The organism is Croceibacterium sp. TMG7-5b_MA50 (assembly GCF_039830145.1).
Classification (GTDB): domain Bacteria; phylum Pseudomonadota; class Alphaproteobacteria; order Sphingomonadales; family Sphingomonadaceae; genus Croceibacterium.
On the sequence record NZ_CP156083.1, the window covers coordinates 171,979 to 189,210 of the forward strand.

13 protein-coding genes are annotated in these 17,232 nt (G+C 68.6%); 7 read left to right on the forward strand and 6 right to left on the reverse strand.

All coding sequences use genetic code 11. The features are described from left to right. Positions 1-1,080, reverse strand: coding sequence for a hypothetical protein (locus tag V5740_RS14425; protein WP_347304588.1), 1,080 nt, complete (start codon positions 1,078-1,080; stop codon positions 1-3). 115 nt (positions 1,081-1,195) lie between these two features. On the opposite strand from V5740_RS14425, the gene V5740_RS14430 reads away from it, so the two are divergent. Genes V5740_RS14430 through V5740_RS14445 form a run of 4 tightly spaced genes read left to right on the forward strand, consistent with a single transcriptional unit; the run spans position 1,196 to position 6,373 of the window. Beyond that, positions 1,196-3,010: a beta-L-arabinofuranosidase domain-containing protein gene (locus V5740_RS14430; RefSeq protein WP_347304589.1), complete on the forward strand. Its 1,815-nt coding sequence runs from the start codon at positions 1,196-1,198 to the stop codon at positions 3,008-3,010. Continuing rightward, on the forward strand, positions 3,010-4,281 hold the full coding sequence (locus V5740_RS14435; protein ID WP_347304590.1) for a ribulose-bisphosphate carboxylase large subunit family protein: 1,272 nt from the start codon (positions 3,010-3,012) through the stop codon (positions 4,279-4,281). The genes V5740_RS14430 and V5740_RS14435 overlap by 1 nt, the downstream gene beginning before the upstream one ends. Further along, positions 4,278-5,549: a four-carbon acid sugar kinase family protein gene (locus tag V5740_RS14440; RefSeq protein WP_347304591.1), complete on the forward strand. Its 1,272-nt coding sequence runs from the start codon at positions 4,278-4,280 to the stop codon at positions 5,547-5,549. Before V5740_RS14435 ends, V5740_RS14440 begins: the two co-directional genes overlap by 4 nt. Continuing rightward, complete coding sequence (locus V5740_RS14445) at positions 5,549-6,373, forward strand: GDSL-type esterase/lipase family protein (RefSeq protein ID WP_347304592.1); 825 nt, start codon at positions 5,549-5,551, stop codon at positions 6,371-6,373. The genes V5740_RS14440 and V5740_RS14445 overlap by 1 nt, the downstream gene beginning before the upstream one ends. A 9-nt stretch (positions 6,374-6,382) precedes the next feature. On the opposite strand, the gene V5740_RS14450 is transcribed toward V5740_RS14445, so the two are convergent. The 3 genes from V5740_RS14450 to V5740_RS14460 are packed head-to-tail and all read right to left on the reverse strand — an operon-like array spanning position 6,383 to position 8,110. After that, the gene (locus V5740_RS14450) at positions 6,383-6,688 is read right to left on the reverse strand and encodes a HigA family addiction module antitoxin (protein WP_347304593.1); all 306 of its coding nucleotides are present in this window, start codon (positions 6,686-6,688) and stop codon (positions 6,383-6,385) included. Then, positions 6,688-6,975, reverse strand: a complete 288-nt coding sequence (locus tag V5740_RS14455; protein WP_347304594.1) for a type II toxin-antitoxin system RelE/ParE family toxin — start codon at positions 6,973-6,975, stop codon at positions 6,688-6,690. Before V5740_RS14455 ends, V5740_RS14450 begins: the two co-directional genes overlap by 1 nt. Positions 6,976-7,027: 52 nt before the next feature. Further along, on the reverse strand, positions 7,028-8,110 hold the full coding sequence (locus V5740_RS14460; RefSeq protein ID WP_347304595.1) for a sialidase family protein: 1,083 nt from the start codon (positions 8,108-8,110) through the stop codon (positions 7,028-7,030). A 338-nt stretch (positions 8,111-8,448) separates the two neighbouring features. On the opposite strand from V5740_RS14460, the gene V5740_RS14465 reads away from it, so the two are divergent. Together V5740_RS14465 and V5740_RS14470 are read left to right on the forward strand one after the other, a co-directional pair. Beyond that, positions 8,449-11,532, forward strand: a complete 3,084-nt coding sequence (locus tag V5740_RS14465) for a TonB-dependent receptor (protein WP_347304596.1) — start codon at positions 8,449-8,451, stop codon at positions 11,530-11,532. A gap of 285 nt (positions 11,533-11,817) precedes the next feature. After that, on the forward strand, positions 11,818-12,198 hold the full coding sequence (locus tag V5740_RS14470) for a hypothetical protein (protein WP_347304597.1): 381 nt from the start codon (positions 11,818-11,820) through the stop codon (positions 12,196-12,198). Between the two features lie 55 nt (positions 12,199-12,253). On the opposite strand, the gene V5740_RS14475 is transcribed toward V5740_RS14470, so the two are convergent. Together V5740_RS14475 and V5740_RS14480 are read right to left on the reverse strand one after the other, a co-directional pair. Beyond that, positions 12,254-14,890 carry a glycoside hydrolase family 2 TIM barrel-domain containing protein gene (locus tag V5740_RS14475; RefSeq protein ID WP_347304598.1) on the reverse strand — a complete coding sequence of 879 codons (2,637 nt, stop codon included), beginning with the start codon at positions 14,888-14,890 and terminating at the stop codon, positions 12,254-12,256. Next, entirely contained in the window at positions 14,887-16,260 is a 1,374-nt protein-coding gene (locus V5740_RS14480) for a glycosyl hydrolase family 28 protein (RefSeq protein WP_347304599.1), read from the reverse strand. Before V5740_RS14480 ends, V5740_RS14475 begins: the two co-directional genes overlap by 4 nt. 86 nt (positions 16,261-16,346) lie before the next feature. On the opposite strand from V5740_RS14480, the gene V5740_RS14485 reads away from it, so the two are divergent. After that, the gene (locus tag V5740_RS14485; RefSeq protein WP_347304600.1) at positions 16,347-17,192 is read left to right on the forward strand and encodes a fumarylacetoacetate hydrolase family protein; all 846 of its coding nucleotides are present in this window, start codon (positions 16,347-16,349) and stop codon (positions 17,190-17,192) included. The last annotated feature ends 40 nt before the right edge of the window (positions 17,193-17,232 follow it).

Below are 17,232 nucleotides of genomic sequence, written 5' to 3' on the forward strand. Positions count from 1 at the left end.
TCACCAGGGGGTTGAGCGCGCCACGCTGATCCCGCGCACATCGTTGGGCCAGTCGCCCGACACCGCGCAATAGAAATGGTACAGCGCGCCGTCGTGATAGACGATGGCGGGCTTGTGGGCGTATTTCTCGTCCACCGTGCCCGGCGGGCCGGCATCGACCAGCACCTCCCCCACCTTCGCGAAGTCCGTCGGGCTGGTGCCGATGGCGAGGAGGTCGCGCGCCTTGCCATCGCTGCTGAGGCCGAAATAGAACATCGCCCATTCATCGCCATGGCGCAGCACCACGGGGTCGCTGGCGAAGCGGTCGTCATACGACCGGCCGGCCACGCCATTGCGCAGCAGCGGGCTGGCCGGGTGCCGGGTCCAGGTCACGAGGTCAGGCGAGGTGGCGAGGCCCGTCTGCTCCACCCACCGCCGATCCGCCGTCTTGGCATTGTAGTAGAGGTGATACGTATCACCGATCTTCGAAAGGTACGGCTTGTACAGCCCGCCCCGCTCCCACTCCGCGCCATCCTCCGCGCGCAGGATCGGCGGCCCGCGCTCCCAGCTCATCAGGTCGTCGCTGAAGGCGAGGCCGATCACCGCCGGTCCTTCCTCGTAACCCGGGCTGGGATAGGCGTGCCACGCGCAGACATAACGGCCATCGACCCGGATCAGACGGCCGGGCGATTGCAGGTCGTTGTCGCGCAGGATGGAGGCGGTGGCGATGTTGTAGCGGGTGACCGGGTCCGCCGGGTCCCGCGCCAGGATGACGCCCAGCCGCTGCCATTCCACCAGATCATCCGACACCGCGATGCCGGTCTGGTACCCGGTGCCGTCGAAACCGACATAGGTCAGGTAGAAGCGGCCATCATGGGTGAAGACGAACGGGCAATCGACCGCCTTCTCGTCGAAATCGCCCGCTCTGCCGGTGCCAGCCAGCACCAGCCGGCCGATCTTGTGCGGCGTGCGATACGGCGCCAGCGGATCGTTCGCCGCCGTGACCGCCGCACCCATCGTGGTGCAGCCGGGCAGCAGCAGCGCCCCCACCATCGCGCCGCCGCCTGCCAGCATCATGCGCCGGTCCAGTCCCTCGCCCATCTTTCGCTTGCCTTCGTGTCGCTTCGTTATTGGGCGGATTGTGCCACACGATCCCATAGTATAATAGTACGAATGATGACGCCGCAGGAGCGGCGCGCCACAAGGGATTCGGGTGATGACGGGACATTTCTCTCGCCGCGGCTTCATGCATTGCGCCGCCTGTGCCACCGGGGCAGCGGGCGCCGCCGCGCTTTCCCCCGCCGCGCTGGCGCAGGCCCGTGCCGCCGCGCTGCGCGGGCAGGAAGTGGTGCATGAATTCCCCTACGGCGCGGTGAAGCTGACGGGTGGCCGGATCAAGGAGCAGTTCGACCACATCCACGCGCATTACCTGGCCCTCGACAATGATCGCGTGCTGAAGGTCTTCCGGGAGAATGCCGGCATGCCCGCCCCCGGCCCGGACATGGGCGGGTGGTACGACCGCGATGGCTTCGTCCCCGGCCTCACCATCGGGCAGTATATCTCCGGCCTTGCGCGCCTCGGCGCGGCGACCGGCGACCAGGCCGCGCATGACAAGGTGGCGGCGCTGGTGCGCGGCTGGGGGGAGGCGATGATCCGCGCCGACAACCCCTATGCCGGGCCCAAGGCGCAGGAGCAGTGGGCCGCCTATGTCATGGACAAATACGTCGTCGGCCTGGTCGATGCCTACCGCCTCAGCGGCGTGGAGGAGGCGCGCACCCTGCTGCCCGCCATCATCGAGAAGTGCCGCCCCTACATCTCCCCGGTATCGCGCGACCGGATCGGCAAGGTCGATCCGCCCTATGACGAGACCTATGTCATTTCGGAGAACCTGTTCCATGTGGCGGAGATCACCGGCGACCGGAAATATCACGACATGGCGGTGCATTACCTGCTGAACCGCGAATGGTTCGATCCGCTGGCGGCGGGGCAGGACGTGCTGCCGACTAAGCATGCCTACAGCCACACGATCGCGCTCAGCTCCGGCGCGCAGGCCTACCTGCACCTTGGCGACGAAAAGTACCGGCAGGCGCTGGTGAATGCCTGGCGCTTCATGGAACCGCAGCGCTTCGCATCGGGCGGCTGGGGGCCGGAGGAGCAGTTCGTGCCGCTGGGCGAAGGGCGCCTCGCCGCCAGCCTGAACAGCAGCACCGCCCATTTCGAAACGCCGTGCGGCGCCTTCGCCGACCTGAAGCTGGCGCGATATCTGATCCGCTTCACCGGGCAGCCGATGTATGGCGACGGGCTGGAACGCACGCTCTACAACACGATGCTCGCCACCCGCCTGCCGGACAGCAATGGCGGCTATCCCTATTACTCCGATTACAGTTCGGACGGGCAGAAGCGGTACTACCATCAGGAATGGCCGTGCTGTTCGGGCACGCTGGTGCAGGGCGTGGCGGATTACGTGCTGAACGTTTTCTTCCATGATGACGACAGCTTGCTGGTGAACCTGTTCACCCCGTCGGAAGTCACCTGGGACCGCTCCGGCGGCGCGGTAACGGTGGTGCAGGAAACCGAATATCCCGCGACCGACACCGTGCGCCTGCGCGTGGCGGAACCGGGCAATGGCCGCTTCGCGCTGAAGCTGCGCGTCCCCGCCTGGACCGACGGCGCGCGCCTGACCGTGAACGGGCAGGCGGTCGCGGCGACGCCGGGCGAACTCGCCACGATCACCCGGCAGTGGGCCGCGGGCGACGTGGTGGAGATGGTCGTGCCGCAGCCGCTGCGCGCCCTGCCCATCGCGCCCGAGAACCCGGAGACAGCCGCACTGATGCGCGGCGCGGTGATGTATGTCGGCCTGAACCCGTGGGAGGGGATCGACCAGCAGGTCGTCGCCCTGCCGCAGGCGCTGGAGCCGATGCCGGGGCATGACGAATCCTACCGGGCGAAGGTGGACGACCGGAACCTGGTGTTCGTCCCCTATTACGACGTCGATACAGAGACTTCCGCCACCTACTTCAAGATCGCCTGATGGCCGGGCCACGCATCTACGCCACTTACCTGATCGAGACCGCCTTCCCGCTGGAGCAGGCGGCCGCGACCATGGCCGGCGAACAATCCACCGGCACCTTCGTCCGCGTGCCGGGGGAGACGGACGAATTGCGGGAGGCGCATGCCGCCCGCGTGGAACAGGTGACGGAAATGGGCGAGGTCGCCGCGCCGTCGCTCCCCGGCTCCGGCCTGCCGAAGGATGGCGGCGATGGCCGGCGCCGGCAGGCGCGCGTGGTGCTGTCCTGGCCGCTCAACAATATGGGCCCGTCGCTGCCCAACCTGCTGGCGACAGTCGCGGGCAATTTGTCGGAACTGCGCGCCTTTTCCGGGCTGAAGCTGACCGACCTGACCCTGCCGCCCGACTTCCTGGACAAGTACCAGGGGCCGCAATTCGCGGTGGCCGGCACGCGCGCGCTGACCGGCGTGTACGACCGCCCGATCATCGGCACCATCATCAAGCCCAGCGTCGGCCTCTCACCAGAGGCCACCGCCGACCAGGTGCGCGTGCTGGTGGAGGCGGGCGTCGACTTCATCAAGGATGACGAGCTGCAGGCGGACGGGCCGCATTGTCCGTTCGATGCCCGGATCAGCGCCGTCATGCGCGTCATCAACGACCATGCGGAGCGCACCGGCAAGAAGGTGATGTTCGCCGCCAATCTGACGGGCGAGATCGACGAGATGCTGGCCCGCCACGATCATGTCGTGGCCGAAGGCGGCACCTGCATCATGGCCAGCCTCAATTCCATCGGCCTGCCCGCGATGAAGGTGCTGCGCGCCCATGCCCGCCTGCCGATCCACGGCCACCGCAATGGCTGGGGCATGATGGGCCGCTCGCCGGTGCTGGGGATGAGCTTCATCGCCTGGCAGAAGCTGTGGCGGCTGGCGGGCATCGACCATGTCCATGTGAACGGCATCGCCAACAAGTTCTGCGAACCGGACGACAGCGTGATCGCGTCGGCGCGCGAGTGCCTGACGCCGATGTTCGCCTCCCCGCACAAGGGATGCGAGATCATGCCGGTCTTCTCCTCTGGGCAATCCGCGCGGCAGGCGGCGCCGACCTTTGCCGCGCTGGGCAGCGACGACCTGATCTTCGCCGCGGGCGGCGGGATCATGGCGCATCCCGGCGGCCCGGCGGCAGGCGTGCGCGCGCTGCGCCAGGCCTGGGCCGCGGCCATCGCCGGCGTGCCGGTGGAGGACGCCGCGCGCGACGCGCCCGAGCTGGAGGCGGCGCTGCGGGCCTTTGCCGGGTGACGCCGCTCTACGCCTATTACGGCGATGATTTCACCGGATCGACCGACGTGCTGGAACAGCTCGCCGAAGGCGGCGTGCCGGCGGTGCTATTCCTCCGTCCGCCGGACGAGGCCTTGCGCGCCCGCTTCCCCGATGCGCGCGCCGTCGGCCTCGCAGGGGACAGCCGCAGCCGTTCGCCCGCGTGGATGGACGCGTATCTGCCCGCCGCCTTCAACGCGTTGGGCGATGCGACGCTGGTCCATTACAAGACCTGCTCGACCTTCGATTCCGCGCCCGACACCGGCAGCATCGGCCGGGCGCTGGAGATCGGCCTGAAGCAACATGGCGCCCCGGCGGCGATCGTCGTCGGCGCCCCGCACCTCCGCCGCTACGTCGCCTTCGCCAACCTGTTCGCCGCGCAAGGGGCGGACACCTTCCGCATCGACCGGCACCCGACCATGGCGCACCATCCGGTGACGCCCATGCGGGAGGCGGACCTGATCCGCCACCTCGCCGCGCAGACCGCCACCCCCATCGGCCACGTCCCGCTCGACCGTATCCGCGCAGGGCAGATCGACGCCGCCTTCGATGCCGCCGCCGCGCCTGCCGTGCTGTTCGACGGGATGGAGGAGGCGGACCTGCTGGCCACCGGGCGCCTGCTGCTGGCGCGCGGGCTTCGTTTCGCGGTCGGCAGTTCGGGCGTGACGCGGGCGCTGGTGCTGGCGTGGCGGGCGGCCGGGCTGGTCGCCGATCCGCCGCCACCCGCCGCCGCCGCGCCGGTCGATCGCCTGCTGGTGGTCAGCGGCTCCTGCTCCCCCGCGACCGCCGCCCAGATCGCCCGCGCCGCTGCCGACGGCTACGCCGCGATCCGCGCCGACGTGCCCGCTCTGCTGCGCGGCGAGACGGCGGAGGAGGAGCGCCTCGCCGCCAGTGCCACGCAGGCGCTGGCCGACCGGAGCAGCTTCGTCGTCCATTCCGCCGAGGGTCCGCTGGGCAATGCCGCACCCGCCGCGGGCGACCGGCTGGGCGCCGCGCTGGGCCGGGTCGCGGCACGGGTGATCCGTACCGCCACCCTGCCCCGCGTGCTGTTCGCGGGCGGCGACACGTCCAGCCACGGCGTCGCGCAGCTGGGCATCGACGCGCTCACCTGGGCCGCGCCGGTGGAACGCGGCGCGCCGCTGGTGCGCGCCACTGCCGCCGATCCGGTGGTGGACGGCCTCCAACTGGTGCTGAAGGGCGGCCAGATCGGCGAGGCCGATTTCTTCGAGCGTGTGCGGCGGGGCGGCTGATGATCCCGGCCGCCACGCTCGCCTTGCTGCTCGCCGCCGGTCCGGGCGCGCATGCCGATCCGCCGGCGATCGGCGCCGCCGGCGATTCCTGCACCACCGTGCCCGCGATGCCGGCGATTATCCGCGACTACCACCTGCAGACCCTCGCCGCGCGCACCGCCAACCGCCCCTACCCCCGCGCACCGGCGGAAGCGGCGAAAGCCTACAGCGCATGGCAGCGGAGCTTGCGCGACACCGACTTCGCCGGCCAGTGCCGCTACCGCGAGGCGAACCGCCTGCTGGGGGAGCGGCCGGAGGTGGTCTTCTTCGGGGATTCCATCACGGAGGCATGGCCCGACGTCAGCCCCGGCTTCTTCCCGGCGCGCTGGATCAATCGCGGCATCGCCGGGCAGACGACCGCACAGATGATCGGCCGCTTCCGCGCCGACGTGATCGACCTGCATCCCGCGAGCGTCCACATCCTGGCCGGCATCAACGACATCGCCGGCGCGACCGGCCCCGCCACGCTGGACCAGATCGCCGGCAATATCGCCAGCATGGCCGAACTCGCCCGCCTGCACGGCATCCGCGTGGTGCTGGGCACCCTGCTGCCCGCGGGCGCCTGGCAGGGCGACGATCATGCCGACCGCGCGGCGGCGGTGGCGGCGCTGAACGACTGGCTTCGCCGCTACGCCGCGGCACAGGGCATCACGCTGATCGACTACCACCCGGCCCTGGTCGCGGCGGGCGACGGCATGGCCGCGGACCTCAGCGCCGACGGCATCCACCCCAACGCCCGCGGCTACACCGTGATGGAACGGACCGCCCGCGCCGCCTTGCCGTAAGAGTTTCTGTTATACGGCGTAGGCGTGATCGGTTTCGACCTCGATCTCGTGCTCACGTTCGCGCGCCAGGCGGATGTTCCAGCTGGCCTGCATGCGCAGCAGCGTTTCGGCGCTGATACCAAATACCTTTTCCAGCCGGATCGCCATGGTTGGCGACAGGTCGGACCGACTGTTCAGCAGCGCACTCAGCGCCTGCCGGCTGACATGCAGCAGCCGCGCGGCCTCGCCAATCGTCAATCGATGCGCCTCGATGATCTCGATCCGCACCCATTCGCCCGGATGGACGGCCACCGAATGATGTAGAGTGATCGCCATCAGTGATAATCCTCCAGATCAAGGTCGATGATCGCGCCGTCCGGGTTGATCGAAAAGGTCATCCGCCAGTTCCGGGTGACGGTGAGCGACCATACGCCGGCCCGATCGCCCGTAAGCAGATGCGCGTTGTAATTGGCCGGGATGCGCAATTCGTCAGGCCCGCCAGCGGCGTCAAGGAAGACCAGCATCCTACCCACCCGTGCAGTGACCTTGGCATCCAATCCGCGTGAGTTGCCGGTCGTGAAGAACCGTTCAAGCGCCTTATGCCGGATAGTGTCGATCTTCACCCTGACTATGTAAAGCCACACGCGTCAGATCGTCAAGCGTGACTTGACACGCCTACAGCGCCGCCAGGTCCAGCACCACGTGGCGGATGCGGCGGCGGCCTTCGGTGTAGGTGATGTGGACCAGCCCGTCGCGCGACTGGATTACCGCCGGGTAGGCATAGCCGCTGCTGATCGGTTCCGCCGCCAGCACCAGCACATTGCGCCAGTGGACGCCGTCATCCGACAGGCCGACATTCAGCGGGTAGCGGGTGCCCTTCGCCTTCTCCTCCGGCGAGTGGGCGGAATGGTTGTAGACGATCAATTGCCGCCCATCCTTCAGCGTCACGGCATCGGTGCCCGAATTGGGATTGGGCAGGTCGGTCGCGATCAGCGGGCGCCAGGTCGCGCCATTGTCCTGCGAGAAGGTGCTGACCACCACCCCCTGCCGCGACCGGCCGACCGCCTGCAGCGTGCCATCGGGCGCGAACAGGATCGAGGGCTGGATCGCATCGAAGTTCGGCCCCGGCTCCACCGCCGGGCTGCGGGTCCAGCTCTGCCCGCCATCGCTGCTGCGTTCGAAGTGGATGCGCCAGACATCGCCCGGCGCCTCCGTGCTGGAGGGGGACAGCCAGGTTCCGTCGGGCAGCACGACCGGCTTGTTCTTGATCGGCCCCAGGATCCCGTCGGGCAGGCGGCGCGGCTCCCCCCAGGTCTCGCCACCGTCGGCGGAGGATACGACCATGCCCCACCATGTCTGCGGCGACGGCCCGACCTTGTAGAACAGGTGCAGCGGCCCCGCCGGGTCCTGGAACAGGACCGGGTTCCAGGTCGGCTGCCGCGTGCCGTCCGCCTGCACGCCATTGGCGACGGAGCGCGCCTCCTCCCACCCGGCGGCACCGCGGCGGGCGAACCAGATCTCCACGTCGGGGTTCCGCTCCCGCGTACCGCCGAACCAGGCGGCGGCGATGGTGCCGTCCGCCGTCTCCACGATCGTGGAGGCGTGGCTCTGCGGGTACGGCGCGTCGGTGTAGGTGTATTCGGACACGCGGATCGCCGGGTGGGCGGCCGCCTCCTGCGCGCTCGCCGGCGATGGCGACAGGACCGGACAGGCGAGCGCCGCCAGCAGGGACGCGGCCAGTGGCCGATACAGCTTCATGTCTGCTCTCCTCTCCTGGGCCCCGGCAGCGGCGCCGGATGTCCCAAAACGCGCATGTTCGAACCGCAGAAATACACAGGCAATCGAAAGTCGCCAGCTTGATTCCGTCATATTATATGCTACGCATACAAATGGAGAGGATGGCAGGTGCTGGCGGTCAAGACCAGCGGCGGACCGTCGATGTCGCAGGCGATTGGCAGGGCACGACGCGCCGGTTCCGGCCCCGTCGCCATGTCCTGTCTCCTGCGCGGCTGATGGATGGTCGCCAGCACCCTTCCTTCCCCTGATGACCGCGCCCCGGCGCGTAAAAAGAACAAACGATACCAGGGAGAAGAGTGATGAAGGCTTCGTCGAGCACCGTTCGCCGTCCGGCCCGCGCCGGCCTGCATAGCGGCCTGTTGGCCACCAGCGCGCTGACGCTGTTCGCCGCTGCCACGGCCCATGCGCAGGAAGCGCCCGTTCCCCCCGCCGCCCCCGTGGCGCAGACCGCCGCCGAACAGATCGCCGCGGAGTCGGCGGCAGAGGCGCCGGGCGGGGAGATCGTCGTCACCGGCAGCCGCATCCGCAGCGCCACGCTGACCTCCCCCAGCCCGATCCAGGTCATCAGCGAGGAGGCGATCGAGAACACCGGCTCCATCAACATCCTCGACGTGTTGCAGGAAAACCCGGCCTTCGGCGTGCCGGGCGCCAGCCGCACCACCAACACGTTCGGCACCAATCCGGGCCTGTCCACCGTCAACCTGCGCAACCTCGGCGCCTCGCGCACGCTGGTGCTGATCGACGGGCGCCGCACGGTGGCGGGCATTCCGGGATCGAGCGTGGTGGACGTGAACATGATCCCGTCCTCCTTCGTGGAGCGGGTCGATGTCCTCACCGGCGGCGCTTCCTCCGTCTACGGCTCCGACGCGATCGCGGGCGTGGTGAACTTCATCTACAAGAAGAACTACGAAGGGATCGCCGCCAATGTGCAGGCCGGCATCTCGGAGGAAGGGGATGACGAGCAATATTCCGCCAACCTCACCTTCGGGCGCAACTTCGCCGATGGGGCGGGCAATGCGCTGTTCTTCGTCGGCTGGCAGCGGGAGGGGTTGGTGGAGAACACCGCCCGCGACTTCTCCGCGCGCGACTATGTCAGCCTGGGCACCACGCAGCGGCGCGGCAATCCCAGCGACGACAATCTGACCGCCGCGCAGAACCTGTTCCAGCGGCTCTACGCTCCGTCGAGCGTCGGCCCGGCGGGCGTGTTCTCGATCGCCGGCACGGGCAACCGGATCATCAACCCGGACGGCACCGTGCGCGCCTACAGCGAGGCGACGGATGGCTTCAACCGTGCGGAATACGGCGCCATCGCATCGCCGGTGGAACGCATCACCTTCGCCACGCGCGCCAATTACGATGTGTCGGACGGGGTGAACGTGTTCCTGGAAGGGACGTTCAACAAGGTCGATACCAAGGGCTATCTGGAGGCATCGCCGCTGCGCACCGACGGCGCGCTGGGTGCCTTCCCCGCCAGCGGCAATGCCAACGGCTATTTCAACATCGAACACCGCGTGTTCGCCGCCAACGGCACGTCGCAGATCGTGCGCAACCCGTTCGTGTCGAACGCGGTCTATGCCGCCGCCAACGACCGCACGGGCGACGGGCTGAAGGATGTCAGCTTCCTGCTGCGCACCACCATGTTCCCGCCGGGCACGCGCGCCGTCACGACGGAGCGGCAGAACTTCCGCCTGGCCTTCGGCACCGACATCGACCTTGGCGGCAGCTGGACGGCGGACGCATATTACAGCTACGGCTTCACCCGCGCGGATACGCGGATGGACGGGCTCGCCAACCTCTACAACGTGGCGAATGCGTTGCAGGTGGTGCCCGACATCAACGACGTGAACCGCAACGGCAGCACGACCGACGCCATCTGCCTCGATGCCAATGCCCGCTCCGCCGGATGCGTGCCGCTGAACCCGTTCGGCCTCAATGCCGACGGGTCCAGCCGCATCAGCGCCGATGCGATCAATTATGTCCGCGCCAGTTTCCAGGCCAACGCGCTGCAGCAATTGCATGTCGCCGCGGCCAATATCAGCGGCTCCCTGTTTACCCTGCCCGCGGGCGCGGTGCAGGTGGCGGCGGGCGTGGAATACCGGCACGAAAGCAGCCGCGACATCTTCGACCCGCTGACCAACCAGGCCCGCAACGGTTACACCCAGGCGACCGACACGGTCGGCAGCTTCGACGTGAAGGAAGCCTACGGCGAAATCGTGGTCCCGGTGCTGGCGGAACAGCCGTTCTTCCACAACCTGACGCTGCGCGGCGCGGCGCGCATCTCCGACTATTCCACGGTGGGCGCGTTCTGGGCCTATAATGGCGGGATCGAATGGTCGCCGGTGCCGGATGTACGGCTGCGCGGCGTCTACGCCCGCGCGGTGCGCGCGCCCAATATCGGGGAGCTGTTCGCCGCGCCGCAGGCGGGCATCACCTCCATCACCGATCCGTGCCAGGGCATCACGCTCGCCAGCACCGGCGCGCTGGCCGACAATTGCCGCGCCGCGCCCGGCGTGCTGGCAAACATCCAGGCCAACGGATCGTTCACGCTGACCGTGCCCGACCTGCAGGGCGTCGGCACGCTGACCGCCAACAACCCCGACATCCAGGAGGAAACGGCGACCACCTGGACGCTGGGCGTGGTGGTGAACCCGCTGTCGATCGACGCGCTGAGCGGGCTGACCGTCAGCGCCGACTATTTCAACATCGAGCTGGACGATGCAATCAACCGCATCAGCCAGGCGGTGGTGCTGAACAAGTGCTACGCGCAGGGGCTGCCCGAATTCTGCCAGTTCGTCACCCGCCGCTCCACCGCCAGCGGCGCGTTCAGCTCCGGATCGGTGGATCAGGTCGTGCGCGCGCTGGTGAACAGCGGCGGCCTGGTGACGGAGGGGCTGGACTTCACCGCGTCCTACACCTTTGAACGGTTCGGCGGGCGCGCGGCCATCTCCGCCTCGTGGACGCACCTGCTGGAAGACGGCAGCACCCCGCTGGCGGGCGATGCCTTCGACAGCCAGATCGGGGAACTCGGCACGCCGAAGGATACCGCTAATGTCTCGCTGACATGGGACAATGACCGGTTCGGCGCCACGATCAGCGCCGAATATATCGGCCCGCAATATCTCGATTACGAGAACTTCCAGACCCGCTACGTCCTGGCGGACGGGTCGCTGCCCGATCGCAGGTACTTCCGCGTGGGCAGCGTCATCTACACCGATGCGCAGATCCGCTTCGACGTGATGGAGGAGGTGGAGCTGTTCGCCGGCGTCAACAACCTGTTCGATGTCGACCGGCCGCAGATCTACACCGGGATCGAGGCGAACGTGAACGGCATCTTCGACCCGATCGGTCGCCGTTACTACGCCGGCGGACGCTTCCGCTTCTGACCGGCTTCCCCCCTCGCCCGGCTTGCCATGGCGAGGGGAATTCTGCGTCTTTGACGGCGAAAGCAGCAGGTTAGCAAGCAAAGCACCGCGCCTGCCGCACGATTCATCCCGCCTCAGCGCCGATCCGGCGCAATTCCTGCCTGTGTTGCATCTGCGAACGCTTGTCGCGCATCGCCCCATGATGTTGGAGGCCGATGGTTGCTGCGTTGCAGCAACCTGCCACCGCATCGTGCCACCACACCGGGCGTGCGCGAACCGACGTAGATGAAGACAGGAGATACGCCGATGAAGCGTTCATTCGGCCGCTGGACCAGTTTCGCCGCCCCCACCACGGCCGCCATGCTCGCGCTCGCAGGTTGCGGCGCGCAGGAAAGCGCCCCGCCGCCGGCGGTCGAGGCGACCACCGCCGTCGCCGATGCGCAGCCGACCCTCGCCCCGCCCGGCGCGGCGGAGTTCACGACGGCGTGGGCCGATGCCTGCCCCTCGGCGCAGCCGGTCAGCACCGCGCTGTGCAAGTCGAAGGGTCTGACCGACCCCAATTTCAGCTGCGATTTCGGCCTGGGTGAGGACGAATATCGCCGCCACACCGCCGAACTGGCGCGGGGCGACGAAAGCTGGGAACTGGCGGATGCGGAAAACGCCTGCCAGGTGGGCGCCGAGGCCTGACCGGACGGCGGCCTGCGGGCCCCGCCGATCGCGGGACCGCAGGCCGCCACCGCCGCTAACGCGGGGTGACGTCGATGGCGGACACGATTGCCTCCCCCACCACCCCGGCGAAGTCGAGCACCAGCAGGCCGTCTTCCGCCACCGCCGGCAATTCCACGATCGTCGCGCGCATTCCGCCGCCCGCGCGCTCCACCGGGTCGATCCGCACCGATGCCCGGCCGCCCGCCTGCACCGTGAACACCCGCTTGCCGGCTTCCGTCTCCACCGGGTCGAACAGGTGCAGCCTGACGGTGTAGTCGCCGTCGGGCAGCGGCAGGGAATAGCGGAACGACTGCCCCGCACGCCAGCTGGCATACAGGTCCGGCACCGTCGCGCCCGCCACCACCTTGGGGGCCGCGCGCTGCTCGTTGGTGGCGTAGAGTTCGCGGCGATATGGATTCAGCGTCCAGCCCAGCCCCCCGTCGAAGAAATTGTCGGAGCCATAGCGGGTGCCATCCGCCAGCGTGACACCGGCCAGCGATCCGGTCCGCACATGCAGCGCCCGCCCCGGCCCGGACCAGCGCAGCGCCATGGCGTCGCGCTGACCACCCGCCACCGCCTCGATCCGGTTCTCCCCGGCCGCCAGTTCGACGCCGGGCCACACGCAGACGAAATTTGCGCAGGGCACCGTGCCCAGCGCACGGCCATTCACCGTCAGCGACGCTTCCGGCGCGTTGGAATAGGCGCGCACCTCGATCACGCGATAGGCGCGGTCGACATAACGGCTGCCGGTCAGGTGCAGCACGGGCTGGTCGCTCCACGCCGCCTTGTAGAACCAGAACGCATCCTTGCGGATCGCCCGGTCGAAGGTGACAAGGCCCTTGGTGTTGATGTCGCTGCTGTCGCCTTCCTCGCGCAAATCGCTGGTGGCGTCGAACATCTGCCACACCCAGGTGCCCCACAGGAAGTCGAGCGGGGCCAGTTCCTTCCACGACAGCTCGTGCACCGCGGACTGGATCTCCTCCGCCTGCGGGCGGTAGATGCTCTCGATCTTGCCGCCATGGACGTTGTCGGTGTGCTGCGTGGTCGCGCCGCCCGCGCCATATTCGCCGACGCCCACCGGCAGGTCCGGCATCTCCGCGTGGTAGCCGCGCATCACCCCGCCCAGCCGCGTGGCATCGGCCACCCGGCCCGACACGTACCAGCCGTAATACAGGTTGAAGCCGACGGAGTCCGCCGTGCCGGAGGTGTAGTCGCGCCCGTCATCCGCCTCCCCCGGCAGCACTTCGCAGCAGGCGGCGATGGTGGTCGGGCGGCTCGGGTCCTCGCGCTTCGCCACCGCGTCCAACGCCTCCATCAGCGGGCGGGCGTTCGACGGGGTCAGGCCCTTGGAGGACCAGTTGGTGATCTCGTTGCCGATGCCCCACACCGCCACTGACGGGTGGTTCTGGTTCTGGCGGATCAGCTCCACCATCTGCGCCTCCGCACTCGCGCGCATCTGCGGCGGGGTGTCGGCGATACCGGGGATGGAGGCGAGATTGACCAGCCCCAGCTCCGCCCACAGCATCATGCCGGTGCGGTCGGCGAGGTCGTAGAACGTGCCCGCATGGTTGTAATGCGCCAGCCGGATCGAATTGGCGCCGACTTCCCGGATCAGGTCCATGTCCTGCTGCTGGTCGGCCTCGCTGATCGCCCAGCCCTTCTCCTGCCGGTCCTGGTGGCGGTTGACGCCGCGCAATTGCAGCTTGCGCCCGTTCAGCAGGAAGCCCCGGTCCGGATCGACCGCCACGGTGCGCAGGCCCAGCGGCTGCTCCACGCGGTCCAGCACCGTGCCGTCACGCCCGACCAGTTCGGCCACCATGCGGTAGAGGTAGGGATCGGCCAGGCCGTTCCACCGGTGCGGGTTGGCGATGGTCAGCGCCACCTCCCGCTCCGCCGCCGCGCCCGCGCCCAGCCGCAGCGCCTGCTCCCGCCCGGCGACCTGCCCGCCGGCGGCGTCGAGCACGCTGGTGCGCAGCGTGAAGCGCCCCGCTTTGCCCGCATTGCGCAGCCGCGCCAGCACGGAAACGGAGGCACTGGCATCGTCCAGCGCGGTGATCCGGCCGTAGAGGCCCGGCCCGCCATGATCCATCAGGTCGATATGCGCCGCATCCACGCTCAGCAGCGACACGGGCCGGTACAGCCCGCCATACATGAAGAAGTCGCCCGATATGGGCACGATGAACTCGGTCGTGCTGCCGGGTTCGGGCTTGGAATTGTCCACCCGGACGGCCAACACGTTCTCGCCCGCGCGCACCGCGTCGGTCGCATCCAGCCGGAACCGGCTGAACGCCCCCTCGTGCCGGCCCAGCTTCCGGCCGTTGACCCACACCTCCGCGATGATGCTGGCGGCGTCGAACTGCAAGAAGGTGCGCTGACCGGCGGCACCTTCCGGAAGCGTGAAGCGCAGGCGATACCAGCCGATCCCGCGCGTCGTGTCGGCATCGGCGCGGCGGGTCAGGTCGTAATTGCCCAGCCTGTTCCAGGTATGCGGCACCGCGACCTGCTGCCATCCCGCATCGTCGAAGCCGGGCGCGCTGGCATCGCCTGCCACCTCCCCCAGATGGAACCGCCAGCCATCCGCCAGCGGCGTCTCCGTCCGGGCATGGGCCAGCGCGGGCAGGAGGATGAGCAGCAGCGCGACCAGCCAGCGGGGCATCTTCGTATTCATCATGTCACGATCCGTCCGGGCTGCCCGTTCACGCGGACATTCTCCATCCGCACATTGCTGGTGTCCCGCGCGACCAGGGCGGTGCGTTCGGGATCGGTCAGGGTCACGTCGATATCCTTCAGCAGGATGTCGCTGATCCGGGTGGTCGGATTGCCGCTGATCGTGCCGAAGCTGCGCGTGGTGCCGCGCACATCCTCTATCACCACGTCGCGGATGATCGCACCCGGCATCTGCGGTTCGACGCGGGTCCCGTGGTTCAGCCGGGCGTTGACGATCAGGCCGATCGCCGGGTCGGTCCAGCTGAAGTTGGGGATGTCGGTGCCGTAGAACACCTCCCCATTGTGCCAGCGGGTCACCGGGGTCGGCGCCTCTTGCAGCCACACGCCCTTCACCCGCAGCTTCTCGTACACCTGGCCCGGCGTGTCCGGCCGGATCTTGAAGCGGATGGTCGGGATGTCGCCCACATTGACGATGCGTTCGACCAGCACGTCGCGGATGATCGTGGCATTGGTGCCGTAGGTGACGCAGCCCAGGCCATGTTCGAACACGCAATCGTGGATATGGATGCGTTCCACCGGCGGCGCCTCGGCATAGGCTGCCGCGCCAGGGCCTTGCGTGCCCTTCAGCGCGATGCAGTCATCGTCGACGGAGAACCGGCAGCGGCGCACCACCATGTCCTGGCAGCTGTCGAGGTCCACCCCGTCGCTGCTGGGCGCGCGGATCTCGTGCGGGACCACGAACCGGCAATCCTCCACCACGCCGTTGCGGCAACGGTACATGTGCAGGTTCCAGAAGGCCGGGTCCTTGAAGGTGACGCCGCTCACCAGCACGTCGTCGCTATCCTCGATGCTGAGCAGTTGCGGCAGGTGGTAATAGACCTTGTTGCCGTTCAGGCTCTCGTCCGGCAGCGTGAAGAACCGCCGCCAGAACGGCTCCCCCGATCCGTCCAGCGTGCCGGGGCCGACGATGCGCAGGCCATGATTGTCCTTCGCGTTCACCAGCGCCAGCCGCAACGGCTCCGGGTAGGCTTCCACGAAGCGGCGCATGACCAGCGGGTAGTCGGCGAGGTCGCCCGACCCCTTCAGCACCGCGCCCCGGCGCAGTTCCAGCCCCACGCCCGGCTTCAGCCAGACCGAACCGCTGACGAAGGTGCCGGCGGGCACCGCCACCATCCCGCCGCCATCACGCGCGCAGGCATCGATCGCCGCCTGGATCGCGCGCGTGTTGACGGTGCGCCCGTCATCGATCGCGCCATGGTCGCGGATGTTCACCACGCGCCCCCTTCCCTGCCGCTGCGCCAGCACCGCGCCCGGCAACGCGGTCAGGATCATCGGCACCGGCAGCGCCAGCAGCAGTTTGCGCCGCGTGGTCACGAGCGTCCCCTCTCATCGTCCTCTATTTGACGTATGACGTATCATGTCTTAGCCCGCTGGCAAGACCTAGCAGGAGGACAGATCGTATGAAGCTTTGCCGTTACGGGCCCGTCGGGGCAGAGAAGCCGGGCATGATCGATGCCGACGGCCGCATCCGTGACCTGTCGGCGCATCTGGCCGACATCACCGCCGCCGACCTTGCACCGCAGGAACTGGCCCGCCTCTCCGCGATCGACCCCGCAACGCTGCCGCTGGTGGCGGATGGCGCGCGTTATGGCGTGCCCTTCACCGGCACCCGGCAATTCGTGGCGATCGGCCTCAACTATGCCGATCACGCGGCGGAATCGAACCTGCCGATCCCGGACGAGCCGGTCGTGTTCAACAAGTGGGTCAGTTGCCTGCAGGGGCCGAACGATCCCGTCACCATCCCGCGCGGATCGCTGAAGACCGATTGGGAGGTGGAGCTGGGCGTCGTCATCGGCAGCATCGCCAGCAACGTGACGGAAGCCGACGCGCTGTCGCATGTCGCCGGCTACGTCGTGGTGAACGACGTGTCCGAACGCGCCTGGCAGACGGAGCGCGGCCCCACCTGGGACAAGGGCAAGGGCTTCCCCACCTTCGGCCCGGTCGGCCCGTGGCTGGTCACCGCGGACGAGGTCGGCGATCCGCAGGCGCTGTCCATGTGGCTGGACGTGAACGGCGTCCGCAAGCAGGATGGCTCCACCGCGACGATGATCTTCACCGTGGCCCAGATCATCGCCTATTGCAGCCAGTTCATGACCCTGCTGCCCGGCGACATCATCACCACCGGCACCCCGCCCGGCGTCGGCCTGGGGCAGCGGCCCGAACCCTGGTACCTGAAGGCGGGCGACACCGTGGCGCTGGGGATCGAGCGACTGGGCCAGCAGCAGCAGGTGTTCCACGCCGCCTGACGGGACGGCAGCGGGCGGCGGGACCATCCCCGCCGCCCGC